Genomic DNA, 25,169 nt, shown 5'->3' with positions numbered 1-25,169 from the left:
AGGTGGGGCCGGGTGGTGGCGCGGGTTCTGGACGAGCGGTACGAGCTGGTGCGGTTCGTGGGCCGGGGCGGGATGGGGGAGGTGTGGGAGGGCCGGGACCGCAGGATCGGCCGGCGGGTCGCCGTCAAGCTGCTCCCGCACGGCGGCGGCGACGCGTCCGCGACGACGCTGTTCCTGCGTGAGGTCCGCACCGCGGGAGCGCTCGACCATCCGGGCGTGGTCACGGTGTTCGACGTCGGGCACGACGCGGCGGACGACGCGCTGTTCATGGTGATGGAGTTCGTCCAGGGCCGGGATCCGGCCGCGGTGTTGCGCGAGGACGGTGTACCGCCGGTCGCCGTCGCGGTCGACTGGACGGGGCAGGCCACGGCGGCGCTGGGCCGGGCGCACGCGGCGGGGATCGTCCATCGCGACCTGAAACCGGCGAACCTCATGCGCACGGACGAGGGGCGGATCAAGGTCCTGGACTTCGGGATCGCCCGGTTCATGGAGACGACGAACCACTCCGGCAAGGTCATGGGCACCCTCGCCTACATGTCTCCCGAGCGGTTCGACGAACACCCCGGCGACGCCCGCTCCGACCTGTACTCCCTCGGCTGCGTGCTCTACGAACTGCTCACCGGAAACGTGCCGTTCGAGGCCACCGGCCCGGTCGGCATGATGAACGCGCACCTGCTCAAGCCCCCCGCCCGCCCCGGCGAACAGCGCCCCGGCATCCCGGCCGCGCTCGACCGGCTCGTGCTCGATCTGCTCGCCAAGAATCCCGCCGAGCGGCCCGCGTCGGCCGAGGAGGTCGGCGAGCGCCTGCGGGCCGCCATCGCCCCTGCGCAGATGCCGCCGGTGCCGCCGGCGCCGGGACCATGGCACGCGCACGGTGGTGGGGGTGCGGTGCCCCCGGGACCCGGCCCGGCGGCGCGGCCCGCGATCGGGGACGGCGCGGCCGGTGAGCCCACCCGCGCCGTACCCGTCGCCGACCCGGGCCGGCCCGCCGTGGGCCGGGGGATGCCCGACGGCGGCGGAGTGGCGTCCCCGGCGCCGGCCGTCGGACGCCGTCGGTTCCTGTGGCCGGCCGCAGGCGCGGCGGTGACCGCCGGCGGCATCACCACCGCCGTCCTGCTCGACGACCGCGACGACCCGTCGAAGCCGGCCGCCTCCACTCCCGCCGGCGGCGGTACTCCCGGCTCCGCTCGCACCTGGCGCTTCACCACCGGCGGCTGGGTCCACTCGTCGCCCGCCGTCGCCGACGGGGTGGTGTACGTCGGGAGCCTGGACAACCGCCTGTACGCCCTCGAGGTGGCCACCGGGGCGAAGAAGTGGGCCTTCCCCACCGGCGGCGGGATCACCTCGTCACCCGCGGTGGCCCGAGGGCTGGTGTACGTCGGCAGCACGGACGAGAACCTCTACGCCCTGGACGTGGCCACTGGTCTGGTGAAGTGGCGGTTCCCCACCGAGGGCAAGGTCGCCTCGTCGCCCGCGGTGGCCGACGGGATCGTCTACATCGGCAGCGAGGACCAGCACGTCTACGCCCTGAACGCGGACACCGGGACCATGAAGTGGTCGTACCCCATGGGCCACGTCTACACCTGGCCCGCGGTGGCCGACGGCGTGGTGTACGTCGGCAGCAACGACCAGAACCTGTACGCCATCGACGCCGCCGGCGGAGTCAAGAAGTGGGCCTTCCCCGCCGCCGGCGCCGTCAACGCACCGCCCAGGGTGGCCGGCGGGGTGGTCTACGTCGGCAGCGAGGACAAGAACGTGTACGCCATCGACGCGGCGACCGGCGCCAAGAAGTGGTCGTACCGCACCGGTGGCAAGGTCGACTCGTCCCCCGCGGTGGCCGGCGGGGTGGTGTACGTCGGCAGCGACGACAAGAACCTGTACGCCGTCGACGCGGCGACCGGTGCCAAGAAGTGGTCGTATCCCACCGGCGACAAGATCGACTCGTCTCCCGAGGTGGTCGGCGGAGTGATCTACTTCGGCAGCCGGGACAAGAACGTGTACGCCCTGGACGCGGCCACCTCGAACCGGAAATGGACCTATTCGACCGGTGGCGAGGTCAGGTCCTCGGCGGCGGTGGTCGGCGGGGTGGCGTACATCGGCAGCGGCGACGGGAACGTATACGCCATCGACACCACCACCGGAGCGGGCCCGACCTGACACCGCGATCGCGCCTGGTGGGACGGGCGCCGGGTTCGAGCATCGGACCGTCGTGTCGGATTCCGGTTTCGCGAGCGGGCCTCGCGGTCAACGCGGTGGCTCCGGTACGACTGAGTGGTTGTCGATACGGGTACACGCCGCCGACCGGCCGCCGGGGGCGAGTCCGGTCCGGTGCGGGCGCGGTCCGGCCGTTTTTTCACCTGTAGGGAGGAAGTCGTGACGTTCGCATCCGACCCTGAATCACCGACCCCGACACCGGCCCATCACGAAGCCGCCGCGGCCGCCGCGCACTTCGAGACATGGGCGCCGCCGCCCGTGCCGCCCGCACTGCCCCCGCGAAACACCTCGCGGGCCAACCGGCCGAGGCGGGATCCGACTCCGTGGCAGCCTGCCCCGACGCCCGGGCGGCCCACGCCGGAGACCCGGGGGCCGGCGGTGGGGGCGCCCGGCGCCGCGGTCGAAGATCCGTTCGACCAACCCATGCAGGGGCCTCCGGCGGATGCGGCGGAGCGGCTGTTGCGACTGGTGGCGACCCATCGGTCGGTTCCCGATGTCGCCCGGATGGTCGCGATCCTGCGGGACTACTCGGAGGCCGCCGCCGACGACGCGTTGCGCGAAGCGGCGATGACGCGGCCGGTGAGCGATCTGGTACTGCTGGCCGATCTGTTGCGGGACCCCGGCCGCACCGTGGAGACCAAGCGCCCCGTCACGGATCCCGAACGTCGCTGACGCGTCGGTGAGCCTCCGGCCGAAGACCGAGACGGGGCGTCGTTGCGGCCGACCGGCGGAGTGAACGCGGATGCCCGTCACGACCGGACTCGAACCGGCCGTGACGGGCATCGTGATGTCGGGTGACCCGGATGGTGGTCTCCGGGGTCAACCGAGCATGCGGGTGGTCCTCGGAGGGCGGTTCTCCAGCATCGTGTCCTCCCACGGCTCGAAGGCGACCGGGGGCTTGGGCTGCCGGGCGTTCGGCTTGTCGCCCGGTCGTGCCAGGAACGCCGCCGCGCACAGGGTGGTGATCGAGCCGGCGCCCAAGGCGATCAGACCCGACGTGTCGAGCCACGCGGCGGCGTGCCGCCCGGAAGTCACTTGGGGTACGACGGCTGTGGCGATGGTGGCGCATCCCGCCGCCAGGGCGGCCAGACGCGCGCCCCGGCCGGCGCGTACGGAGGTCAGTCCGGCCAGGAACAGACAGGTCAGGGCCACCGTCGCCAACCATCCGGCCGTGTACGGAGGCGTGCGGTAGGTCGCGGGGATCGCGCTGCCCAACGCCACCCCGGATACCGCCAGGCCCACCGCCATGACCCACCGCAGGCCCGCCCCGCCGGCGGCGGACGAGGGCTTCGGCGCGGATTCGGGTGCACTCGCGGCGGTGCCTTCCGGTGCGCGCGGGTCGGACTCCGTGGCGGGCCGACCGTCGTGCGTGGCGTAGGTGGGGTTGCGCAACAGATCCGTCAGCAGTACCAGATCGCTCACCGGCCGCGTCATCGCCGCTTCCCGCAACGCGTCGTCGGCGGCCGTTCCCGAACCGTCCTCCAGGATCGTGATCATCCGGGCGAGGTCCGGGATCGACCGGTGCGTTGCCGCGATGCGCAGCAGTTTGTCCGCGGGGTCGTTGTAGGCCCCCTGCGGGTAGCCGGACGGTTCCTCCATCGGGACGCTCGGTGCGGGGTGCGCGACGGGCGGCCCCGGGTGTTCTGCGGCCGGAGCCGGAGCCGGAGCCGGAGTCGGGGCCGGGGACGGGGCTGGGGGCGGGGCCGGCGCGGAGGCGGAGGCGGGCCACGCGGGTGCGGGATCCTCCGGGTGCGCCTCCGGGGGGCGATTCTCCGGACGAGCCTCCGGGCGGGACGGGGGTTCGGCCGGTCGCGGCGGTGCGGCGGGGGCGCCGGGCGGGGTGGGCCACGTCCCGAAACGCCGGGTGGGCGCGGCAGGTTCGTGATGCGTCGGTGTCGGTGTCGGTGACTCGGGATCGAATGGAAACATCACAAAACTCTCCCTGAACATGGAACCGGCGGAACACGCCCGTACCGGACACGTCCCGGTACCGGGCAACGGCGTGTACCCGCACCGGCGACCGTTCAGACGCACGGTCCGTCACCTCGAACTCCCGTGCGATATCGATGCTCTTCGTCGCCACCGCATCCCTCGAGCGACGGGTGCCGGGTGTCAGCGCGGTACGCCGAGGCCGTCGAGGACGATGCCGACGGCTCGGTCGAAGGCCTCCTCTTCGCCGAGGTCCGCGGCGTGGGCGAGGGCGCGCAGGAGGAGGGAGACGTCGTCTCCGGTGACCCCGGGGCGTGCGGCGCCGACGGCCTGGGCGCGGCGGAGCGCGCCGTCGAGCGCCGCGCGGAACGCGTCGGCCGCCTCGGTGACGGGTCGGGACAGGCCCGTTCCGTCGTCGTCGTGCGGAGGCAGCAGATCCATCAGGGTCATCTTCACCGGGCCGGCCGCCGCGAGGGTCCTCATCAGGGAAGCGAACGCCTTGCCCGGGTCCTGGCTGTCGGCGAGCCGCAGCGCCTCGGCGGTCAGCTTTTCCAGGTAGCGCACCGCGGTGGCCTCGATCAGGTCCTGCTTGGTGGCGAAGTTCCGGAACACGGTGGCGATGCTGACCCCGGCCCGCCGGGCGACCTCGTCGGTGGCGGCGGCGGCTCCCTGCTCGGCGAACACGTGCTCGGCGGCCTGCAGGACCTTCTCCCTGTTGGCGGCTCCATCGCGGCGCATACCGGACCCCTTTGCAAACGTAGTGTGCACTACGTATGATCCGTAGTGAGGACTTCGCTTAAGCGTATGTCGTCACGCCCCCACGCGCCAAACGTGCGCGCGGCGGGCCGTCTCCGGCGACCGTCACCACGCTCGCCGGCAGCCACACGGAACCAAGGAGCACCAATCCATGTCCGTAACGGACGAGAACACCACCGTCGTGATCGTGGGCTCGGGTGTCGCCGGCCTTGCCCTCGGCAACTTTCTCCTGCGCGGCGGGATCGACTGCGTCGTGCTGGAGCGGCACAGCCGCGAGTACGTGGAGCAGCGCCAACGTGCGGGGGTCATCGACTCCCGGGCGGTGCGCATGTTCCGCGAATGGGGTCTGGCGGACCGGGTCGTCGGCGGCGTCCCCTTCGAGCCGGTGCTGAACTTCCGCATCGACGGCGAGACGCGGCCCCTCGAGTACGTGACCGACGACCACGGCGACGGACGCTTCTGCCCACAGCAGGTGCTCGTGCGCAACCTCGTCGACGTGTTCGTCGGCGACGGCGGCGACCTCCGCTTCGAAGCCGCGGATGTGGAACTCGAGAACATCACCGGGCCCCGGCCGCGCGTGCGCTACCGCGACAACGCGGGTGCGACCCGCACCATCACCTGCGACTTCATCGCCGGTTGCGACGGAGACCGCGGCGTCAGCCGGGCGAGCATCCCCGAGGAGGAACTGACCCGCCACTGCCACGAGTACGGGTACGCCTGGCTGACCGTCCTGGCCGACACCCCCGCCAACCACCAGTCCCTGATGGTGATCCACGACCGGGGATTCGCCGGCCGGTTCGCCCGCGGTCCGCAGGCGAGCCGCTTCTACCTCCAGTGCCCCCTGGACGCCTCCGTCGAGGAGTGGACGGACGACCGCGTCTGGGAGGAGATCGAGGCGCGCTTCGGCGAACCGGTCACCGTGAGGGGACGCATCGCGAGCAAGACGCTGGTGCCGTTGCGCAGCGTGGTCCACGACCCGATGAGCCACGGCCGCCTGTACCTCCTCGGCGACGCCGCGCACATCGTGCCGCCCATGAGCGCCAAGGGCATGAACCTGGCCCTGCACGACGCCGACGTATTCGCCGCAGCCGTCCTGAAGCAGGTCGAGGAACAGGACGAGAGCCTGCTGAAGGCATACTCCGACACCTGCTTGAAGCACGTCTGGAACTACCAGGCATTCGCCGCCTGGTTCACCGACCTCATGCACGACGCGGGGGACGTCTCCTATCGAGGCCACTTCCGCCGCCACCTGGCCCGCGCCGAATTCGAGCGCCTGTACACCTCGGAAGCCGCCAACCGCCTCTTCGGCGAATTCCTCACCGGCCTGAACTGAGCCCTGCGCGAGTGTTGTTCGGGGCGTGTCGAAAAGGGCCGGGGTTTCGCGTGGGGGTGCGCGAAGATGCTCGGATGGACGTTCGGTTTCTCGGCATCGGTGATCTGGGTGGAGTCCCGTCCGTGGCGGTCGTGGTCGACGTCATGCGTGCCTTCACCGTGGCCGGCTGGGTCTTTGCTCGGGGGCGGATCGCATCGTTCTCGCGGAGTCGCCGGCCGAGGCTCTGGCGCTCAAGGCGCGGCATCCGGATTGGGTGGCGATCAAGGATGGCCCGGCCGCGCCCGGGTTCGACTTCCCCAACTCGCCGGGGCTGCTGCGGTCGGTCGACCTCGGCGGGCGGACCGTTGTGCAGAAGACGACGGCCGGGACGGTCGGTGCCCTGGCGGTCAAGAACGCGTCGTTGGTGCTGTGCGCGAGCTTTGTGGTCGCGGAGGCCACGGCCCGGCTCCTGCGGGCGCGCGGGGGCGACGGTGTCACGTTCGTGGTCACCGGTGAGGACGGGCGGGCCGATGAGGATGTGGCGTGTGCCCAATACATCGCTCGGAGGGCCGTCGGGGCCGATCCGGATGCCGGCGGGTTTCTCCGCCGTGCCGGTGCGTCGCGCGCTGCCGCCGAGTTGACGGAGGGGCTGCGTCGCGGAGTTCACCCCGATGACGTCGCACTGTGTCTCGAACTCGACCGATTCCCCTTCGCCATGGTGGCGGCCTTGGAGGACTCGCTCATGGTGCTGCGTCCCCATGCGATGGGAGACCGGTCGTCGTAGGTCACGCGCCGCATGGGCCCGCCCCTGATCGAGGCGGGCCCACGGTGGCGGTGGGGATCAGTCCGTGCCGAGTTCCATTGCTGCGCGGTCGAGGAGTTGGTCGTCGTCGGACACCTCGCCGCGGGAGGCGATGGCTTCGGCGCCGCCTTCCGGCATGTCTTCGATCAGGGCGGTCGGCGGGGCCTGGAGGGCGCCGATGAGCGCGGGGTGGGTGGTGCCGACGATGCCCAGGCCGGCGTACTGCTCGAGCTTGGCGCGCGAGTCGGCGATGTCGAGGTTGCGCATGGTGAGTTGGCCGATCCGGTCCACCGGGCCGAACGCCGAGTCTTCGGTGCGCTCCATCGACAGCTTGTCCGGGTGGTAGCTGAACGCGGGGCCGGTGGTGTCGAGGATCGAGTAGTCTTCGCCGCGCCGCAGCCGCAGGGTCACCTCGCCCGTCACCGCGGAGCCGACCCAGCGCTGCAGCGCCTCGCGGATCATCAGCGCCTGCGGGTCCAACCACCGGCCCTCGTACATCAGTCGGCCCAGCCGGCGGCCCTCGAACTGGTAGTGCGCGAGGGTGTCCTCGTTGTGGATGGCGTTGACGAGGCGCTCGTACGCGATGTGCAGCAGCGCCATGCCGGGCGCCTCGTAGATGCCGCGGCTCTTCGCCTCGATGATCCGGTTCTCGATCTGGTCCGACATGCCCAGGCCGTGCCGGCCGCCGGTGGCGTTGGCCTCGGTCACCAGGTCGACGGCGGAGGCGAACCGCTTGCCGTTGATGCTGACGGGGCGGCCCTGGTCGAACCCGATGGTGACGTCTTCGGGGGCGATCTCCACGGTCGGGTCCCAGAACCGCACGCCCATGATCGGCTCGACGGTCTCGACGCCGGTGTCGAGGTGCTCGAGCGTCTTGGCCTCGTGGGTGGCGCCCCAGATGTTGGCATCCGTCGAGTAGGCCTTCTCGGCGCTGTCGCGGTAGGGCAGCCCGTGGGCCACCAGCCACTCCGACATCTCCTTGCGGCCGCCCAGTTCGGTGACGAAGTCGGCGTCGAGCCACGGCTTGTAGATGCGCAGGTGCGGGTTCGCGAGCAGCCCGTAGCGGTAGAACCGCTCGATGTCGTTGCCCTTGAACGTCGACCCGTCGCCCCAGATCTGGACGTCGTCCTCCAGCATCGCCCGCACCAGCAGGGTGCCGGTGACGGCGCGGCCGAGCGGGGTGGTGTTGAAGTAGGCGCGCCCGCCGGAGCGGATGTGGAACGCGCCGCACGCGAGTGCGGCCAGGCCCTCCTCGACCAGCGCCGCCCGGCAGTCGACCAGGCGGGCGATCTCCGCGCCGTAGGTCCGCGCGCGGCCGGGCACCGAGGCGATGTCGGGCTCGTCGTACTGGCCGATATCGGCGGTGTAGGTGCACGGGACGGCACCCTTGTCGCGCATCCACGCGACGGCGACGGACGTGTCGAGGCCGCCGGAGAAGGCGATACCGACGCGTTCGCCGGTGGGCAGGGAGGTGAGAACCTTGGACATGGGAAAGATATACAGGATTCCGCATGACTATGCAATTCGGTGGCGTGTCGATCGCCGCCGGCCGTCCGTCGTGCGCGGGACGGCGCGTCGTGGGTGATGCCGGTCACAGGAACCGCCGTGTGGCTCCGGACAGGACCAAGGGCATGACGACGAAATTGCGGTCGCGCATTCGCGACGGGGACGACGAAGCCTTCGCGGCGCGACGGTCGGAGAGGGGGTACCCACCACCCTCTCCCCCCTGCACATGCGCGAGGCGTGGAAGGCGGTGGACGGGGCCCGTCCGGGCCTGGCCCGAGAGCCCGGCCGACCGCGTCGCGCCGACGAGGAGCCGATCGAGGCGGACGCGCGCCCCGGCGAACTCGGCTACAACCGCAGCACCAACTATCGGCATCTTTCCACCCTGCCCACCGACCCCGACGCCATGTACCGCTGGCTGCGCGCCCAGGCGGACGACAACGCCGACGACCGCAACCCGGATCAGGACGACTTCGTTCTGGTGAGCGAACTGCTCGACGAATCCCTGATGCCACCGAAGGTGGGGGCCGCGCTCTATCGGGCTGCCGCCCGGATCCCGGGTGTGCTCGTCGTACCGGACGTGGTCGACGCCGCCGACCGCCACGGTGTCACCATCGTGCGCTACGACTCCTACAACCCCGGTGTCCGGGACGAACTCATCTTCGACAAGGACACCTTGCGGTTCATCGGTTCGCGCAGGGTCGCGACGAAGGCGACCGACAGCATCGAGGCGGGACAGGTGCTCGCCACCTCGGCGGTCTTGGAAACCGCGGTCGTGGACGGGCCGGGCGTCCGGCCGTAGCCGCGGCGGCGGCCCCCAGGGCCGGTATCCGGTATCCGCCGCTACGGTGGAGCGATGGCATCGATCAAGAAGTTCCAAGTCACCTTCGACTGCGCGGACCCCGAGCGCGTCGCCCGGTTCTGGTGCGAGGTGTTGGGATACGTCGTACCGCCGCCGCCGAAGGGGTTCGACACCTGGGACGACTTCACGCGCTCGTTGCCGCCCGAGCGCCAGGGGGCGGGGTTCGCCTGCATGGACCCCACGGGCGAGGGACCGCGCATGTACTTCCAGCGGGTTCCCGAAGGCAAGGTCGTCAAGAACCGGGTGCACCTCGACGTGCGGGTCGGCACCGGGCTCGTGGGTGAGGAGCGCCTTGCCGCGCTCCAGGCCGAACGGGCGCGACTGGAGGCGCTCGGCGCGGTGTGCGAGCGGGTCCTGCTCGCCGACGGCTTCAACGAGTCGTGCATCGGGATGCGGGACATCGAGGGCAACGAGTTCTGTATCGACTGAGCTCGACCGAGGCGGAGGGCTCGCCGGGCGCGGCCGGGGCGGTCCGGCACCTGGCGCCGGGCTGCGCCGGGCCCGTCCCGGCCTGTCGGTGGACGAACCGCCCGTCGCCGACGGCGGCGCGGCGGCACGGCTGTGGTGAACTCGCCCGGGGCTGCGGCCTGTCGCCGCTGTCGGGGCGGGAGCCGTCGGTGGCGCGGGTTCGGGGCGTTGGCGGCTTGGGCGCGCGGCGTCGCCCCGGCGTCGACAACCTGCCCGGCCCGCGGGCGGCGGGTGCGGGGCGGGGGGTGCGATTACGCGGATCGGGTGATCGTCTCGGCGACGTGCACGGCGATCTCGATGGCCCGTGTCGCGAGGGGGGAGTGGGTGCGGCCGGCCTGCCAGAGCAGGAAGATCTCGCGGGCGGGGAGTTCGGGCCGCAGTTCGTGCAGGCACAGCATGTCGTCGGCGCGGACGTCGCCGCCGTGCACGACGAGTCGCGGGAGGATCGCCGAGCCCATGCCGGCGCGCACCATCGACAGCACGCTTTCGTTGCCCGCCGTGCGGAAGACGATGTGCGGCCGGACCCCGCGACGGGCGAGTTCCCGTTCCATCCGGGCCTGGTCGCAGATCGGCGGGTGCGCCACCATCGGTGCGCCGTCGAGATGGGCCGGGCGTACCGGGCCGTCGGGAAAGGTGCCGCGGCGGGCCACGAGTACATAGGGATCGTCGAGCAGTTTGAGGTGTTCGACGTCGCCGTCGCCGCGGCCGTCGAAGAACATCAGGTCGAGGTCGCGCAGTTGCGGCGTGTCGGCCTCCTCCTCGAACAGTCTGATGTCGCAGCCGGGGTGCTCGTCGCGGAGCGTGCGCACGATCGGCGGCAGGATCACGTTGGACACGCTCTGGAAGGTGCCGATGTCGACCCGGCCGTCGCCGGCCTTGAAGCGGTCCACGGCGGCCGTCATCGCCCGGGCCTGCGCGAGCAGTGCGCGTGCGTGTTCCAGGACCACCGCGCCCAGCGGGGTGAGCCGCACCGCCTTCGGGCCGCCGGGCCGGTCGAACACGGCGCCGCCGACGGCCTTCTCCAGGGCCGCGATCTGCTGACTCACCGTCGACTGGGTGTATCCGAGCCGCACGGCCGCCCGCCCGAACGAGCCCTCGTCGGCGACGGCCGCCATCGCGGCGAGATGCCGCAGCTCCGTGTCCCGCATGGGTCTCACCCTAAACGTGGAGCATCGAACGGCGCGATCGAGTCGATCGAAAACCATCGCTTTTTGCGATGGAATCCTCGGTCTAGCGTGGCACTCATGAGCGATCACGACATCCCTCGGAGCACCCCCGACGACAAGCCGGACGAGACCCCCGACGCCGAGTCGCAGGCCGAGGCCCGCGCGGACCCCGCCGACTCCGCCGGCCCGACCGCCCCCGCCCCCGCGCATCTCGGCCGGCCGGCCGCGCCCGGGCTGCGTTCGGCGCTGTGGTTGCCGCTGTTCGACGAGCTGGCCGAACCCGCGGCGGTCGCCCGCCTGGCCGCCGACGCCGAGGAGGCCGGTTGGCACGGCCTGTTCGTCTGGGACCACCTGAGCTGGCGGTCGCCGATCCGCGACGTGGCCGACCCGTGGATCACACTGGCCGCGATCGCCGGCGCCACCGACACGCTTCGGCTCGGCCCCATGGTCACCCCGCTCGCCCGCCGCCGGCCGACCAAGGTGGCCAGGGAAACCGCGACCCTGGACCGGCTCAGCGGCGGCCGCCTCACCCTCGGCGTCGGTCTCGGCAGTGACCGCTTCGCCGACGAACTGCGCGCCACCGGCGACGAAACCGACCCCGTGCGGCGCGGGCGCATGCTCGACGAGTCGCTGGAGATCCTCACCGCCGCATGGTCCGGCGAACCGGTGCGGCACCACGGCCGCCACCACACCGTCGACGACATGACCTTCCTGCCCCGACCGGTGCAGCGGCCCGGCGTGCCGGTGTGGGCGGCGGGATTCCCCGGCAACGCCAAACCGCTGCGCCGCGCCGCCCGGCACGACGGCTTCTTCCCGATCAATCTCGACCACCCGGACCGGCTCGCCGCCATCGTCGACACCCTCACCGATCTTCGGCCGCCGAGCACGACCCCGTACGACATCGCCGTGGCCCTCCCGCCCGGCACCGACCCGACGCCCTACGCCGAAGCGGGCGCCACGTGGTGGCTGGCGGAGTTCGCGCCGGACACCGTGTCGGTTGACCAGGTGCGAGGCGTACTCCACGACGGCCCGATACGGCTCTGAGGCCCCGCCCCGCACATGCCGACGAACACATCGACACCCGTAGCGACAGAAGCCGGTGACCACCATGCCCGACAAGAACCGCCGTACCCAGGCAGCGCCCGACACCCGGCCGCCCGCCGACGAGCACCCGATCGAAGACGCCGACCTGTTCGACTACGACGCCGAGCTGCGCCCGCACAACGACCACCTCCGCGCCGCCGCCCGCATCGGCCCGCGCGACCGCGTCCTCGACATCGGCTGCGGCACGGGCCAGACCACACGCGAGGCCGCCCGCGTCGCCGTCGCGGGCAGCGCGCTGGGCGTCGACGTCTGCGCCCGCATGCTCGACCGGGCCCGTCGGCTCAGCCACGACCAGGGACTGAACAACGTCGCCTACGAACAGGCCGACGCCCAGACCCACCGCTTCCCCTCGACCCACTTCGACACCTGCATCAGCAGATTCGGCACCATGTTCTTCGCCGACCCGGTCGCCGCCTTCACCAACATCGGCCGCGCCCTGCGCCCGGCCGCCCGCCTGGTACTGCTGGTCTGGCAGGACCGCGACCGCAACGAATGGGCCACCGCCATCCGCCGAACCCTTTCCGACGCGACGCGCGCACCCACCGACCCCACCCCGCCCACCGGCGGCCCGGACGCCTTCTCCCTCGCCGACCCCACCGTCACCGAACGTATCCTGACGGCCGCGGGCTTCACCGACGTCACCTTCACCGACGTGCACGAACCCGTCTACTACGGCCCCGACAGCGCCACCGCCTTCGAGGCCGTCCGCCGCCTGAAGGAGTTCGACGACCGCCTCGCCGGCCTCGACCCCACCACCGCGGCGCAGGCCCGCACCCGCCTACGCGCCACCCTGGCCGCCCACGACACCGGCACCGGCGTGTACTTCGACTCCCACGCCTGGCTCGTCACCGCCCGCCGCCCCTGACATCGCGCCGCGCGGACGACCTCTAGACTCGACGGCTGTGTCAGACACCCAGTACGAAGACCTGTTGCGCCTGGTACTCGACTCCGGGACGGCCAAGGCCGACCGGACCGGCACCGGTACCCGAAGTGTCTTCGGGCACCAGCTGCGCTACGACCTCTCGCGGGGATTCCCGCTGGTCACGACCAAGAAGGTGCACCTCAAGTCGATCGTGTACGAACTCCTGTGGTTCCTGCGCGGCGACTCGAACGTGGGCTGGCTCCGAGAGCACGGCGTCACCATCTGGGACGAATGGGCCGATGCGAACGGCGACCTCGGACCGGTCTACGGCGTCCAGTGGCGCAGCTGGCCCACCCCGGACGGCCGGCACATCGACCAGATCGCCGACGTTCTCGACACCCTGCGCCGGGACCCGGACTCCCGCCGGATGATCGTCTCCGCCTGGAACGTCGGTGAGCTGGCGAACATGGCGCTCGCGCCGTGCCACGCCTTCTTCCAGTTCCACGTGGCCGACGGCAGGCTCTCCTGCCAGCTGTACCAGCGCAGCGCGGACCTGTTCCTCGGCGTCCCGTTCAACATCGCGAGCTACGCCCTGCTCACCCACATGGTGGCGCAGCAGGTCGGCCTCGAACCGGGCGACTTCATCTGGACCGGCGGCGACTGCCACATCTACGACAACCACGTCGAGCAGGTGACCGAGCAGCTCTCCCGCACCCCGTTCGAGTTCCCCACCCTGCGCCTGCGTCGAGCCGACTCGCTCTTCGACTACACCTACGCCGACGTGGAGGTAGTCGACTACCTCCACCACCCGGCCATCAAGGCCCCGGTCGCGATCTGACCCCCGCGGCGGCGTCCGCCGCCCCGGCCCGACGCGGCCCGGGCCGGGGACGCCGCGCCGCGACATAGCGCGGATCCCGGCTCCCTTTCGGCATGGTTCACCCGGTGTCGGATGACGGAAACCTGCAGGCGACTCGGAACTCGCCAGTGCGTCAGGACGGGAGTGGACGTGCCTGTGTTCAAGGGGAGAGGGCGCATCGCGGCGATGGTCGCCGTCGTGGCGCTGTTGGTGTCGGGCACCGGGGCCGCCGACGGCGCCGAGGAATCGTACGGTCGTCCGGGCGACTGGCCGACCTGGCAGGGGGATCGCACCGGTTCCCGGCACAACGCGGCGGAGTGGCGGATCAATACGCACACCGCGGGCAAGCTGATCCCGAAGTGGGCGTTCGCCTATTCCAAGACCGGTTTCCCGGCGAAGAGCCAGCCCGCGGTGGTCGACGGTTCGATCTACTTCGGCAGCCCCGATGGGAAGTTCCATGCCCTGAACGCCAAGTCCGGTGCCACCGAGTGGAGTTTCGACCTGAATACGGTCGACCCCAACGGCGTGGTCATCGACGGCCCCACCGTCGCGCGCGGCAAGGTCTTCTTCGGCGACAACCGGGGCTTCCTGTACGCACTGGACCGGAAGACCGGACGGGTCGCCTGGGCCGAGAACACCGAACCGCACGCGGCCGGAATGCACACCAGTTCGCCCGTGTACCACAACGGGCGCATCTACGTCGGCGCGTCCAGCGGCGAGAACATCAACCCGGACCGCACCTATCCGTGCTGCACCTTCCGGGGCCACATCGACGCCTTCGACGCGGACACCGGGCAACTCGCCTGGCGCCACTACACGGTGCCCGAACCCCAGGCGGTCGGCACCTGGCCCAGCGGGGCGACCCGCTTCGAACCCTCCGGCGCGGGGGTGTGGAGTTCGCCGATCATCGACCCGCGTACGGACACCCTGTACGTCGGCACCGGCCAGCTCTACTCCGGCACCACCGGCGACTTCGACTCGCTGCTCGCGCTCGACGCGCGTTCGGGCGCGGTGCGTTGGAAGCAGCAGGTGACCAAGGCCGATACCTGGCGGCTGCTGTGCGGCTTCCCGGACAACGACGGATACTGCCCGGGGCAACGGGACGGCACCGCACTGGACTTCGACATCGGCGCGACCCCGAACCTGTTCAAGGTCAAGGGGCGCACGATGGTCGGCGTCGGCCAGAAGAGCGGTGTCTACCACACGTTCGACGCGCGCACCGGCGAGGTCAAGTGGCGCCGGCAACTGTCCGTGCCGATGCCCGGGGGCGGGCTCTCCGGACTCCAGTGGGGGAGCAGCTACGACGGCAAATCCCTGTACATGGCCACCTATCAGGCCAATCCCGGCACGCTGTTCGCGCTGAACCCGGCCAACGGCGACGTGCGGTGGCAAACACCCAACCCGGCCGACGGCTGCACCACGGGCGGCGCCGCGAAGTTCCCCGACGTGTGCCGGCTCGCGCATACCCCGGCCGTCAGCAGCACCCACGGACTGGTGTACGAGGGCAGCAACGACGGCAAGATGCGGATCTACGACGCCCGTGACGGCAAGGTCCTGTGGACCTTCGACACCATTCGCGAATTCGCCGGGGTCAACGGCCCGACCGGTTTCGGCAGCGCGATCTCCGGCAACGGCGGCGCGGTGATCGCCGACGGCATGTTGTACGTCCAGTCCGGTTACTACCCCGGCTATCCGAGCGAGCACGGCACCGTGTTGCTCGCCTTCGGGCTGTGAGCCGCGCCGTGCGGCGTCGACGCCTGCTCGGCGCGGCGCGGGTGTGCGCCCTGGCCGTCGTGTTGATCGCCGGCAGCACCGCGGCGGCCGGGAGGTCGGGTACCGACGAACCCTCGGTGGACACCACCGAGGTCACGGTCACCGAGGGCACCAATCTCGCCGTGGCGGCCGCCCCCGGAAACGGTCCGTTCGTCCTCGATCTCCAGGGGCAACTGTTCTCGCTGCCCCGCGAGGGCGGCACCGCCACGCCGATCGCCGACGAGCTGCTCGACCCGTTCCGGCCCGCGGTGTCGCCGGACGGCCGGCGCGTGGCGGTGCAGTCCTTCGCCGACGGCATGTTCCACATCCGGATCGTCGGGGTCGACGGCCGCGGCTCGCGGCAGCTCACCTTCGGCGACCACGACGACCTGCATCCCGCGTGGTCCCCGGACGGCACCCGGATCGTGTTCGCGTCCGACCGCGCCGGCGGGCAGGACATCTGGACCGTGGACGCGCGCGGCGGCGAACCGCGCCGGGTCACCACCGCGCCGACCCAGGAGACCCAGCCCACGTGGTCGCCGGACGGTCGCACCATCGCCTACGTCCAGGGCAACACGGTGGAGAGCGTCGACCCGGAGACCGGGGCCGTGCGCACCGTGGTTCCGGCCGCCGGCGCGTCGTTCGTCACCGCGCCGTCCTGGTCCCCGGACGGGCGCCGGATCGCGTTCGTGCGCTGCGACCGCTCCGGCGGCACCTTGTCGGTGGCCGAGATCGAGACCGGCGCGATCCGCAGAGTGGGCGGGTACGACGACGTGTTCCCCTTCCCGGCGCAGTGGTTGTCCGCCGACGAGTTGGCGTACGGCGCCAACGGTCGGCTCGTGGTCTCGCGCCTCGGGGTCGGGACGGACGGGACCGCGGCCGACGGCGCCGGGGCCGACCGCACCGTGCCGTTCTCCGCGACCTTCCGACTGAAGCGGCCCCACTACCCGCCCAAGAAGCACGACTTCGACTCCCGCGCGCCGCGCACCGTGCGCGGCATCGTCGGCCCGGCGTTGTCCCCCGACGGCCGCTCGGTGGTGTTCAAGGCGCTCAACGACCTGTGGTTGTCGCCCATCGGCGGCCGGCCCCGACGGCTGACCCGGGACGCGTTCTACGAGGTCGACCCGGCCTGGTCGCGGGACGGGACCCGGATCGCCTACGCGTCCGACAAGGCCGGCACCGAGGACCTGTACGTACTCGACCTCGTCGGCGGCCGGGAAAGCCGGGTCACCAGCCTGCCCGGCACCGAGTTCGCCCCCGCCTGGTCCCCCGACGGCCACACCCTGGCCTTCCAGGACGAGGTCTACCGGACCCTGACCGTGGATACGAACACCGGCGCGGTCACCCCCGTGCTCGCCCCCGCCCTCCCGAACGTGCCCGGTCGCCCGAGCTGGTCGGCGGACGGCAGGACCCTGGCGCTCACCGTCAACGACGCCGAACGCAACCGGATCATGCTCGCCGACGTCCCGTCGGGCGCCACCCGCATCGTCGACCCCGCCCCGCTCGGCTCGATCACCACCCGAGGCGACGACGGCCCGGTCTGGTCCCCGGACGGGCGCCGACTCGCCTTCACCATGGACGGCGCGATCCACGTGTTGCCGGTCGACCCGGCGGGCAATCCCACGGGTCCGGCCCGCCGTGTCACCCGGGACGGCGGCGACGCGCCGACCTGGAGCGGCGACTCGCGAACGTTGCTGTACCTGCACAACGGCACACTGCGCACCACGACCCCGGACTTCGGGACCGCCGGCACGGACGATGCCGCCGACGCCGGGCGGCGGACCCGTGACATCCCCGTACACCTCACCTACACCCGCGACCGGCCCGACACCCGCATGGTGATCCACGCCGGCCGGCTGTGGGACGGCCGCAGCCCGGACGTGCGCACCGACGTCGACATCGTGGTGGTGGGCAACCGGATCCGCGCCGTCGAACCCCATCGAGCGCATCGCCCCGGCAAGGGCTGGAAGTTCGTCGACGCGAGCGCGCTCACCGTCACCCCCGGACTCACCGACATGCACAACCATCAGGAGATGCGCTCGAAGTCCTTCGGCGACCGCCAGGGCCGGCTGCTGCTCTCCTACGGCATCACCACCACCCGCTCGACCGGCGATCCGGCCTACCGTGCGCTGGAGGACCGCGAGTCGTTGGACTCCGGCGCACGGATCGGACCGAGGTTCTTCGCGACCGGCGAGATGCTCGAAGGCTCCCGATTCACCTGGGAGTTCGCGCGTCCGGTGCGCGACGAACGGCAACTCGCCCTGGAACTGGACCGGGTGCGCGCGCTCGACTACGACCTGGTCAAGACCTACGAACGGTTCCGGGTGGACTGGCAGGCCAGGGTCACCGAGCAGGCACACCGCTCGGGCATCCCCACCACCTCGCACTACCTGTATCCCGCCGTCGGCATCGGCGTCGACATGAAGGAACACTTGGCCGCACCGTCCAAGTGGGGGTTCGGGTTCGCCCGCGAATCCTCCCTCGGCAACGCCTACGAGGACGTCTTCAAGCTGGAGGCGGCCGGTGGGATGCCGGTCAGCTCCACGCTGTTCAGCTCCGGTTCGCTGCTCGCCGACGACCCGGGCATCGAGCAGGGCCCGCGCGTGCGGGCGCTGTACCCCGCGCAGGAGCGCCAGGCGCTGCATGCCAAGGTGTTGTGCGCGCTCGGTCGGGGACCGTGCGGATTCCTGGACGGGACACCGGAGCAGGCGCGCCGCGACGTCGGCGTGGCCAAGCGGCTGATCGCCGCCGGCGGCACGGTACTTGCCGGCACCGACGCGCCGCTCGACTCCGCCGCCGTCGCGCTGCACCTGAACCTGCGGGCGATGGTCACGTACGGCATGACCCCGTTCCAGGCGCTGCGCAGCGCGACCCTGCTGCCCGCGCAACAGCTCGGCGTGGCCGACGACCTGGGCAGCGTCGAACCGGGCAAACTCGCCGACCTGGTGATCACGGGAGGCGACCCGTCGCACGACATCGCCGCCCTGGCCGACGTGCGTATGGTGGTCGAGAACGGCGAACCGCACACCCCCGAGGACCTGATCCGCCCCTTCGCGGAACCGACCGGCCCGTGATCCACCGCCGTCCGACGGACGATCAAGGCACGGCGCCCGAAGCCGCCGTCGTGGAAGGCGTGTTCGGGTTTTCGCTTCGCATCGGGCGCCGGGGGCCGTGTGTCAGTCCCGGAGCCGGCGGCGGAACAGGGGGAGTGCCGCGGCGAACGCGGCGGCGGCGCACAGGGCCGCCGCCGCGAACGCCGTCGCGATGCCGTGCGTCAGTACGTGTCCGGGGCTCGCGTCCGAGGACGTGTCGCGGGTCGCGGCGCCGAAGACCGTCACCCACACGGCGAGGCCGAGGGTGCCGCCGATCCACTGCATGGTCTGGAGCAGACCCGACGCGGCCCCGGACTCGCGCGGGTCGACGCCGGACATTCCGTAGGTGCTCATCGTCGGCATCGCCGCGCCGATCCCGATGCCGATCGCCAACAGCGGTCCCAGGACACCGCCGACGTAGGTGTCGTGTTCGTCGAGTCGCCCGAGCCACGCCAACCCCGAGGCCATCAGCGCCAATCCGAGCACCGCGGGCCATGCGGTCCCGACTCGGCGAACCAGTGCCGGGGACAGGCGCGCGACGGTGAACTGGGCGACCATCAGCGGCAGGAAGGCGAGGCCCGCCCGGACCGGGCCGAAGCCGCGCACGTCCTGGAAGTACTGCGCCAGCAGGAACAACACGCTGAACATCGCGGCCGCCGCCGCCGTGATCGTGGGCAGTACGCGCGCCAGCGTGCCACGGGTGGCCAGGCGCAGCGGGGTGAGCGGTTCGCCGGCCCGCCTCTCGACCCCACGAACACGATCAACAACACGGCGGCGGCGATCAGCGACCCGATCGTGCGGGCGTCCCGCCACTCGTGCGCGGCGGCGCGGATGAACGCGTAGACCAGGGCGCCCATTCCGGCCGTCGCGGTCAGCGCGCCCGCGACGTCGAACCGTTGTGGCCGATCGGTCCGGGCCCGCGCGGGTTCGGTGATCACCCGTGCCGCGAGCCCGATCATCAGCGCGCCCAGTGGCACGTTGATCAGGAACACCCAGCGCCACGAGGCGAGATCGGTGATCACGCCGCCCAGAACGAGCCCGACGGAGGCGCCGCCGCCCAGGACGGCGGAGTACCAGGAGATGGCCCGGGCGCGGGCATGGCCGTCGAACGTGCTGACGATCAGGGCCATGGTGCTCGGTCCCGCAAGCGCGCCGCCGAGGCCCTGGAGGACGCGCGCGGTGATCAGCCACCAGGCCCACGGGGCGCAGCCGGCGAGCAGGGAGGCGCCGGTGAACACGGTCGCGCCGGTGAGGAAGGCGCGTTTGCGGCCGAACACGTCGCCGAGTCGTCCGGCGAGCAGCAGGGAGCCGCCGAAGGCCAGGGTGTAGGCGTTGAGCACCCACGAGGCGGATGTGCGCGACATGTCGAGCGCGTCGCCCATGCGCGGGAGCGCGAGGTTGACCACCGTGACGTCGATGCCGATCAGCAGCATGAATCCGGTGATGACGGCCAGTACGAACCCGGGTCGTGGCGGGGACGGCGGGGATGCGTGGGGCGGTTGCCCGGCGGTGGGCGCGGTGGCGGGCGTGGACATGGTGGATCCCCCGAAGTGTGGTGGTGGTCGCGGGCGCGGACACGGCAAGCGATGGCATGCCGATGCGCGGGCGTGGTGTGACGGCGCGCACGAGCGCGCAACGCCGTATTGGAGACGTTGGCGTCTCTAGTGACACGACGAGATTAGGAGACTCTTTGGTCTCTTACAAGCCTTCGGCGATAATCGGTGCACGACTTGAGAGAGGTGATCCGCCTTGGCCTCCGCTCCCGACCGCTCGGGTGTCCACGAGCCGCCCGGCCCCGCCGCCACGCCCGTGCGGCGTCGTGGCCGGGCGCTCGAACAGGCCATCTTCCAGGCGGTGTTCGACCAGTTGCTGGAGGTCGGCTACGCGGGCTTGACGATGGACGGCGTGGCGGCGGCGGCCGGGACCGGCAAGGCGCCGCTGTACCGCCGCTGGCCGGACAAGGAGGCGCTGCTGTCCGACGCCCTCCGCGACCGGCTCCCGGACGCCGACGACGTCGAGATCGTCGGTGACCTGCGTCGTGACCTGCTGGCCGTGCTGCGTTTCATGTTCAGCGCCTGTACGGTGGCCGGCGATCCGGCGCTGCAATTGGCCAAGGCGGAGGCCGACGCCACCCACGACGTGGTCCGCGCCCGGGTATCCGTACCGGCCCGACGGATGATGCTCGACGTGCTCCGGGCCGGCGAGGCCCGCGGCGAGGTGCGGCCGGGCGCGGCGACCCCGCTGGTCGCCCGGGTCGGCATCGCGGTCGTCGTGTACCAGAACCTCACGGGCGGGGACGGTCTCGACGACGCGTTCATCGAACAGGTCGTCGACGAGGTGCTTCTCCCGCTGGTCCGCAACCCCGACGGCCCGGCGCCGGGGCAGGGCGGGTAACGGCCGGACCGCCGAGGGTGTGACGCCCGCCGATGCGGGGTGTCCGCCCTCCGCGCGCGGCAACGGGTACGGACGTCCGGGGGGACGTCCGTACCCGTGCGGTGCCGAACCGCCGTGGGTGCGCTCGGCGGTGTCGGACCGGGGTCAGGGCTTGCTCACCCCCAGGGTGTAGCTGCCCGAGCCGCTGTAGGCGAGCACGATGTAGCGGTAGCGGCCGGCGGTTCCGTTGTAGGAGATCGTCTCGTCCGCTTCCGGAGTGGTGCCTTCGGCCACCGCGTTCCAGGTGGAGCCGTTCCACTTCTGGAGGGTGAGGTCGAAGTCCGCGCCGGCCGGTCCGGTCAGGCAACCGGTGTGCGTGCCGGACGTGGTGGTCTCGTAGTACGAGTTGTCGGGCTGAATGGCCTGGGCGCCCGACGCGAGGGTGCCGGAGTAGGTGTTCTGCGCCCCGGCGCAGCCCGTCGGCGGGTTGCCGCCGCCCGTGGTCAGGGTCAGACCGTAGGTCTGCAGGATCTCGTTGACCGGCTGGTGATACGTCTCGCCGCCGGACGAGCAGTTTCCGGATCCGCCCGAGGTGACGCCCTGGGCCTGGCTGCCGGAGATGAACGACCCACCGGAGTCGCCCGGTTCGGCGCAGACGTTGGTGCGGGTGAGGCCGGTGACGGTGCCCTGCGGGTAGGTCACGGACGTGTTGTGCTGTTGGATCGTGCCGCAGTGCCAACCGGTCGTGGAGCCGGAGCGGCAGATCGAGGACCCGGCCGGTGATTGGGTGGACCCGGCCACCGGTACCGTGCCGGGATAGCGGTTGACCAGCGCGCGCGGGGTCCAGTTGGCGTTCGTGGCCACCCACGCGTAGTCGTTGCCGGGGAAGGACGATCCCTGGAACGTACCCTGCGCCGCGCCGTTGCCCGTGGTCGTGGCACCGGCCCGGCCGCAGTGTCCGGCGGTGACGAAGCCGCCCTGGGTGCCGCGGGTGATCGGGAATCCGATGGAGCAGCGGGTGTTGCCGTTGATGTTGTACGCGTCACCGCCGCGCAGATCGGCCAGCACGCGTGGTTGTACGGCGGAGGGCAGGATCTCGACCGCGGCGGCCTCGACTCCGCTGTCCGCGACGAACGCGCGGGTGCGGGCGGGGTTGTGGGACTGGATCACGACCTTGTTGGTCGCGACGTCGACGTACCACAGCGGTGTGTCGGCAGGGGCCCGACGCTGTGCGGAGCGGTCGAGTGCCTCGCGGACCCGATCGAGGTCGGCGAGCGAGTGCGGGACCACCCGCGCGGTGGCGCCGTTGGCCTCGATGGCCCGTACGTCGTGTCGGTCGGTGGTGGCGATCACGAATTGCGCGGTGTCGCCGCTCAGCCAGGCTCCGGCCCAGTGCGCGCCGAGACGTTGGCGCAGGAGCGGCTCTTGGACGGCGGCCCGATATTCGTTCGCCAGGCGGGATTTCGCGACGTCCGGGGTGAGGCCGAGGTCGCGTTGGAGGGCCTCGACGATGCCTTGGGGGGCGGCGGGGGCGGGCCCGACGGGGACGACGAGGGCGTCGTCGCCGGTGGACGGGGGAGTGGGGTCGGTGGTGGCGACTGCGGTGCCGCCGAGGGACAGGACAGTGAGCAGGGCGGCACAGGACGTGGCCGCGACATGCTTGAGACGCATGGGGACTCCTGTCGAGGGGGACGACAGAAACGTATCTGCGAGCCGGGGTGACGAGGTACCTGTCAGTCGACCCCTAACACGGTGATATGGGGGAAAGGTTGGGCCGGTGGGGAGGGTCAGTTCGCCGTTCCGTACCCCTCGTGGTCGGCGAGCCAGTCGGCATAGTCCGGGGCCTCGCGCACCGCCGCCGCGTGTGCGGCGCGGGCCTGTTCGGTCACCAGGGACGCGGTGCGCGCGGCGGGGGCGTGCGGATGCCAGCCGATCAGGTGTCGCCACGAGAGCGGGGTGCCGGCCAGCGCCACCCGGGCGATGCCCGGCATCGGCGGCATCGTCGCCCGACACAGGCCGACGGCGCGGCCGACCTGGCTCAGATACACGCACGCGGCCACGTCCGTCTCGTAGACCGCCCGTGGGGTGAAGCCCGCCCGCGCGCAGGCGGTGAAGAAGCAGTCCTCGAAGCACCCTTCGCCGGGCACGGCGGCCCACCTGTCGTCGGCGAACGCGGCGAGATCCACCTCCCGTTCGCCGGCGAGCCGGTGGTCGAGCGCGAGCATCAGGAAGACCGGATCCGTGCCCACCTCGCGCCACGCCAGCCCACCGCCGTACGCCGGGCGGCTCTCGCCGCACGCGCCGAGCAGTACGTAGTCCAGTCGCCCGGTCGCCACCATGGCGGTCAACTCCTGGTTGGACCACGACATGTGTGTGGTCACCGTGTCGGCGCGATGTTCCTCGGCGAGCCGGTCGACCAGACCGCCGAACAGCGGTCCGTGCGTGCCGCCGAGGCGGAATCTGGGTGTCACCCCCACCCGATTGGCGAACCGTACCGCCTCCTCCTGGAGTTCCCGGGCGGCGGGTAACAACATCCGGGCCCGGTCCAGCACCAGTTCGCCGAGCGGAGTCAACGTGACCCCCTCGCGGCCGCGCTCGAACAGCGCGCCGCCCAAAGCCTTTTCGATCCGTTTGAGTTGCGTACTCAGTGCCGGCTGAGCCAGACCCAGCACGGCGGACGCGCGGGTCAGACTGCCCGCATCCGCGATGGCCCGAATGGTGCGCAGATGGCGTAGTTCCATGTCCATGCCCGGCAAGGTACGGCCGACCGGCGACGGCGAACAAGATGTCGCCGGATCGGCCGCGCCGTCGTCACCAACCGCGTTTGCAGGCTTCGATGCTCGTGCGGAGGGTCGCGCCGATCGGGGACAACGTCTCGGGGACGAAGCCGGCCGTCGCGGAGGCGGGAGCGCCGAGCAGTTCCCACGGGGCGGTCGCCTCGAACGTGTCGGCGGGCGCCGAGGCGCCCTTGGCGGCCGTCACCCACGCCGTACAAGCCATCGGGGCCTGCGCGCCCAGGAGCAGATCGATCACGAACGGGCCCTCCACGCAGGTGATTTGGGGCGCGACGTGGTGCTTCCAGTGGTAGGGCGGGTGCATGCCGCCGCTCGGCGCCACCACCCAGCGTTTGCACAGGTGCAGCCTGGCCCAGTCCGGGTGGGTGTTCTCGAACCACTCGCAGACGGCGTGCGCGAGGAATTCGCAGCCGTCCTGCGCCGCGCTTCGCGGGACGACCAGCGAGCCCGTGAGTGCGCGCCACACCGCGGTCAGTTCGGCGAGGGTCGGTGCCGGGGTCGCGGGTGCCGCGAGCGTGGACGCCTTCGCGTCGCACAGCGGGATCACGTCGGGGACGAGGGCGGCTCGGGAGTGGAGCCAGGTGTGCACCTGACCGACGCACATGGTGCTTTTGGCCAGCGGCAGGTCGTCGCCGAGTACGAGCGCGGTTTGACGGAAGGTCAGGAGAGGGGTGTCGGGGGTCAATCCGCCGAAGTTCTCCATACGGTCCTCGATGGCCTCGGAGAGCTGATCCGGCGTCATGCGGGCGATCACCTTCGGGCTCAGTTCCGCGAACCGCACATCGGGCAGTGTCGAGGAGTCCTTCTTCGGTTCGGCCATGGGAGCGGGAGTGCGAGGTTCGGGCTTGGTGGAGGCCTCCGCCCCGGCCTGTTCGGCCCGGAGTTGCCCCTGCCGCCTTTCCTCCTCGGCCTCGGCGCGCTTTTGCTCCGCCTGTTGCGCGAGGAGAAAGCCCGGGGCCCTGGTGAAGCGGAAGGGCTGGGGTTGCGCCGGCGTGGGGTCCGGTGCGGGTTGCACGGCCGGTGAGTCCGCCGCGGGCGCGGGATCCGTGGTGTGTGCGTCGGTTCGGGCACGCTTGGTGTCGTCGTCCGGGCCCCGCTCGCCCGTCGGCGCCGTGACACCCTGACTGCTCGGATTCTTCAGATCGCGTTCGCGCTTCATGGATCATCCCCCCGGAAGTCCGCCCACTCTTGGGACTCGAGCGTAACGACCGAGATGTCGGCCGACTCGGAAACCGCGATTCCGCTCGGCCGTGTTCGGATCGGCCCGGTCCGATGACGGATGGCCGGATCCGGGTGCATGCGAGGTACTTTCCAATGGTGCGT

The 25,169-nt window shown here is 71.5% G+C and carries 19 protein-coding genes and 2 pseudogenes; 12 read left to right on the top strand and 9 right to left on the bottom strand.

Annotated elements, in window-relative coordinates; genetic code table 11:
• Positions 1-12 precede the first annotated feature (12 nt).
• Positions 13-2,157 carry a PQQ-binding-like beta-propeller repeat protein gene (locus B4N89_RS38000; protein WP_078981104.1) on the top strand — a complete coding sequence of 715 codons (2,145 nt, stop codon included), beginning with the start codon at positions 13-15 and terminating at the stop codon, positions 2,155-2,157.
• Positions 2,158-2,637: 480 nt separating this feature from the next.
• Positions 2,638-2,886, top strand: coding sequence for a hypothetical protein (locus tag B4N89_RS37995; protein WP_143658229.1), 249 nt, complete (start codon positions 2,638-2,640; stop codon positions 2,884-2,886).
• 147 nt (positions 2,887-3,033) lie between these two features.
• Here B4N89_RS37995 and B4N89_RS37990 read toward each other — a convergent pair whose 3' ends face one another.
• Both B4N89_RS37990 and B4N89_RS37985 read right to left on the bottom strand, forming a co-directional pair.
• The gene (locus B4N89_RS37990; protein ID WP_161500957.1) at positions 3,034-3,813 is read right to left on the bottom strand and encodes a hypothetical protein; all 780 of its coding nucleotides are present in this window, start codon (positions 3,811-3,813) and stop codon (positions 3,034-3,036) included.
• A gap of 513 nt (positions 3,814-4,326) precedes the next feature.
• Entirely contained in the window at positions 4,327-4,881 is a 555-nt protein-coding gene (locus tag B4N89_RS37985) for a TetR/AcrR family transcriptional regulator (protein WP_078981101.1), read from the bottom strand.
• Positions 4,882-5,050: 169 nt separating this feature from the next.
• Here B4N89_RS37985 and B4N89_RS37980 point away from each other — a divergent pair, with 169 nt between their 5' ends.
• Both B4N89_RS37980 and B4N89_RS37975 read left to right on the top strand, forming a co-directional pair.
• On the top strand, positions 5,051-6,232 hold the full coding sequence (locus B4N89_RS37980; protein WP_078981100.1) for a 4-hydroxybenzoate 3-monooxygenase: 1,182 nt from the start codon (positions 5,051-5,053) through the stop codon (positions 6,230-6,232).
• 74 nt (positions 6,233-6,306) lie between these two features.
• Positions 6,307-6,995 (top strand): annotated as a pseudogene (locus B4N89_RS37975) (2-phosphosulfolactate phosphatase).
• Positions 6,996-7,052: 57 nt separating this feature from the next.
• Here the strand turns inward: B4N89_RS37975 and argG are convergent.
• Positions 7,053-8,501 carry an argininosuccinate synthase gene (gene argG, locus B4N89_RS37970; RefSeq protein WP_078981099.1) on the bottom strand — a complete coding sequence of 483 codons (1,449 nt, stop codon included), beginning with the start codon at positions 8,499-8,501 and terminating at the stop codon, positions 7,053-7,055.
• Positions 8,502-8,655: 154 nt separating this feature from the next.
• On the opposite strand from argG, the gene B4N89_RS37965 reads away from it, so the two are divergent.
• Together B4N89_RS37965 and B4N89_RS37960 are read left to right on the top strand one after the other, a co-directional pair.
• Complete coding sequence (locus B4N89_RS37965) at positions 8,656-9,318, top strand: CU044_5270 family protein (RefSeq protein WP_268812588.1); 663 nt, start codon at positions 8,656-8,658, stop codon at positions 9,316-9,318.
• 54 nt (positions 9,319-9,372) lie between these two features.
• Positions 9,373-9,807 carry a VOC family protein gene (locus tag B4N89_RS37960; protein ID WP_078981097.1) on the top strand — a complete coding sequence of 145 codons (435 nt, stop codon included), beginning with the start codon at positions 9,373-9,375 and terminating at the stop codon, positions 9,805-9,807.
• Positions 9,808-10,097: 290 nt separating this feature from the next.
• Here B4N89_RS37960 and B4N89_RS37955 read toward each other — a convergent pair whose 3' ends face one another.
• A complete protein-coding gene (locus B4N89_RS37955) occupies positions 10,098-10,994 on the bottom strand; it encodes a LysR family transcriptional regulator (protein ID WP_078981096.1) in 897 nt (298 codons plus the stop codon).
• A gap of 96 nt (positions 10,995-11,090) precedes the next feature.
• On the opposite strand from B4N89_RS37955, the gene B4N89_RS37950 reads away from it, so the two are divergent.
• From B4N89_RS37950 to B4N89_RS37930, 5 genes are all read left to right on the top strand, one after another.
• Entirely contained in the window at positions 11,091-12,056 is a 966-nt protein-coding gene (locus tag B4N89_RS37950; RefSeq protein ID WP_078981095.1) for an LLM class flavin-dependent oxidoreductase, read from the top strand.
• Positions 12,057-12,120: 64 nt separating this feature from the next.
• Positions 12,121-12,981: a class I SAM-dependent methyltransferase gene (locus tag B4N89_RS37945; protein WP_078981582.1), complete on the top strand. Its 861-nt coding sequence runs from the start codon at positions 12,121-12,123 to the stop codon at positions 12,979-12,981.
• A gap of 37 nt (positions 12,982-13,018) precedes the next feature.
• On the top strand, positions 13,019-13,816 hold the full coding sequence (locus B4N89_RS37940) for a thymidylate synthase (RefSeq protein WP_078981094.1): 798 nt from the start codon (positions 13,019-13,021) through the stop codon (positions 13,814-13,816).
• Between the two features lie 168 nt (positions 13,817-13,984).
• Complete coding sequence (locus B4N89_RS37935) at positions 13,985-15,568, top strand: PQQ-binding-like beta-propeller repeat protein (RefSeq protein WP_201261107.1); 1,584 nt, start codon at positions 13,985-13,987, stop codon at positions 15,566-15,568.
• Positions 15,565-18,660: an amidohydrolase family protein gene (locus tag B4N89_RS37930; RefSeq protein WP_201261106.1), complete on the top strand. Its 3,096-nt coding sequence runs from the start codon at positions 15,565-15,567 to the stop codon at positions 18,658-18,660. Before B4N89_RS37935 ends, B4N89_RS37930 begins: the two co-directional genes overlap by 4 nt.
• Positions 18,661-18,762: 102 nt before the next feature.
• Here B4N89_RS37930 and B4N89_RS52810 read toward each other — a convergent pair whose 3' ends face one another.
• The gene (locus tag B4N89_RS52810) at positions 18,763-19,491 is read right to left on the bottom strand and encodes an MFS transporter (protein WP_268812571.1); all 729 of its coding nucleotides are present in this window, start codon (positions 19,489-19,491) and stop codon (positions 18,763-18,765) included.
• A gap of 95 nt (positions 19,492-19,586) precedes the next feature.
• A pseudogene (locus B4N89_RS52805) lies at positions 19,587-20,060 on the bottom strand (MFS transporter); the annotation flags it as partial.
• Between the two features lie 367 nt (positions 20,061-20,427).
• Here B4N89_RS52805 and B4N89_RS37915 point away from each other — a divergent pair.
• Positions 20,428-21,072, top strand: coding sequence for a TetR/AcrR family transcriptional regulator (locus B4N89_RS37915; protein ID WP_078981090.1), 645 nt, complete (start codon positions 20,428-20,430; stop codon positions 21,070-21,072).
• 144 nt (positions 21,073-21,216) lie between these two features.
• On the opposite strand, the gene B4N89_RS37910 is transcribed toward B4N89_RS37915, so the two are convergent.
• The 3 genes from B4N89_RS37910 to B4N89_RS37900 form a co-directional block, all read right to left on the bottom strand.
• Positions 21,217-22,722 carry a S1 family peptidase gene (locus B4N89_RS37910; protein WP_078981089.1) on the bottom strand — a complete coding sequence of 502 codons (1,506 nt, stop codon included), beginning with the start codon at positions 22,720-22,722 and terminating at the stop codon, positions 21,217-21,219.
• Positions 22,723-22,838: 116 nt separating this feature from the next.
• Positions 22,839-23,798, bottom strand: coding sequence for a LysR family transcriptional regulator (locus B4N89_RS37905; RefSeq protein ID WP_078981088.1), 960 nt, complete (start codon positions 23,796-23,798; stop codon positions 22,839-22,841).
• Positions 23,799-23,862: 64 nt separating this feature from the next.
• Positions 23,863-25,005: a protein-glutamine glutaminase family protein gene (locus B4N89_RS37900; RefSeq protein WP_078981087.1), complete on the bottom strand. Its 1,143-nt coding sequence runs from the start codon at positions 25,003-25,005 to the stop codon at positions 23,863-23,865.
• Positions 25,006-25,169: the final 164 nt, after the last annotated feature.

The organism is Embleya scabrispora (assembly GCF_002024165.1).
Taxonomy (GTDB): domain Bacteria; phylum Actinomycetota; class Actinomycetes; order Streptomycetales; family Streptomycetaceae; genus Embleya; species Embleya scabrispora_A.
The sequence above is the reverse complement of the archived record's forward strand: the minus strand, read 5'-3'. Positions and strand labels throughout refer to the sequence as shown.

What these genes read in the sequence shown, in the direction of transcription:
- B4N89_RS37980 (WP_078981100.1), top strand. Translation starts at nt 5,051, where the DNA reads ATGTCCGTAACGGACGAGAACACCACCGTCGTGATCGTGGGCTCGGGT.
- B4N89_RS37985 (WP_078981101.1), bottom strand. Translation starts at nt 4,881, where the DNA reads ATGCGCCGCGATGGAGCCGCCAACAGGGAGAAGGTCCTGCAGGCCGCC.
- B4N89_RS37990 (WP_161500957.1), bottom strand. Translation starts at nt 3,813, where the DNA reads ATGGAGGAACCGTCCGGCTACCCGCAGGGGGCCTACAACGACCCCGCG.
- B4N89_RS37910 (WP_078981089.1), bottom strand. Translation starts at nt 22,722, where the DNA reads ATGCGTCTCAAGCATGTCGCGGCCACGTCCTGTGCCGCCCTGCTCACT.
- B4N89_RS37945 (WP_078981582.1), top strand. Translation starts at nt 12,121, where the DNA reads ATGCCCGACAAGAACCGCCGTACCCAGGCAGCGCCCGACACCCGGCCG.
- B4N89_RS37950 (WP_078981095.1), top strand. Translation starts at nt 11,091, where the DNA reads ATGAGCGATCACGACATCCCTCGGAGCACCCCCGACGACAAGCCGGAC.
- B4N89_RS37900 (WP_078981087.1), bottom strand. Translation starts at nt 25,005, where the DNA reads ATGAAGCGCGAACGCGATCTGAAGAATCCGAGCAGTCAGGGTGTCACG.
- B4N89_RS37995 (WP_143658229.1), top strand. Translation starts at nt 2,638, where the DNA reads ATGCAGGGGCCTCCGGCGGATGCGGCGGAGCGGCTGTTGCGACTGGTG.
- B4N89_RS37905 (WP_078981088.1), bottom strand. Translation starts at nt 23,798, where the DNA reads ATGGACATGGAACTACGCCATCTGCGCACCATTCGGGCCATCGCGGAT.
- B4N89_RS37960 (WP_078981097.1), top strand. Translation starts at nt 9,373, where the DNA reads ATGGCATCGATCAAGAAGTTCCAAGTCACCTTCGACTGCGCGGACCCC.
- argG (WP_078981099.1), bottom strand. Translation starts at nt 8,501, where the DNA reads ATGTCCAAGGTTCTCACCTCCCTGCCCACCGGCGAACGCGTCGGTATC.
- B4N89_RS37955 (WP_078981096.1), bottom strand. Translation starts at nt 10,994, where the DNA reads ATGCGGGACACGGAGCTGCGGCATCTCGCCGCGATGGCGGCCGTCGCC.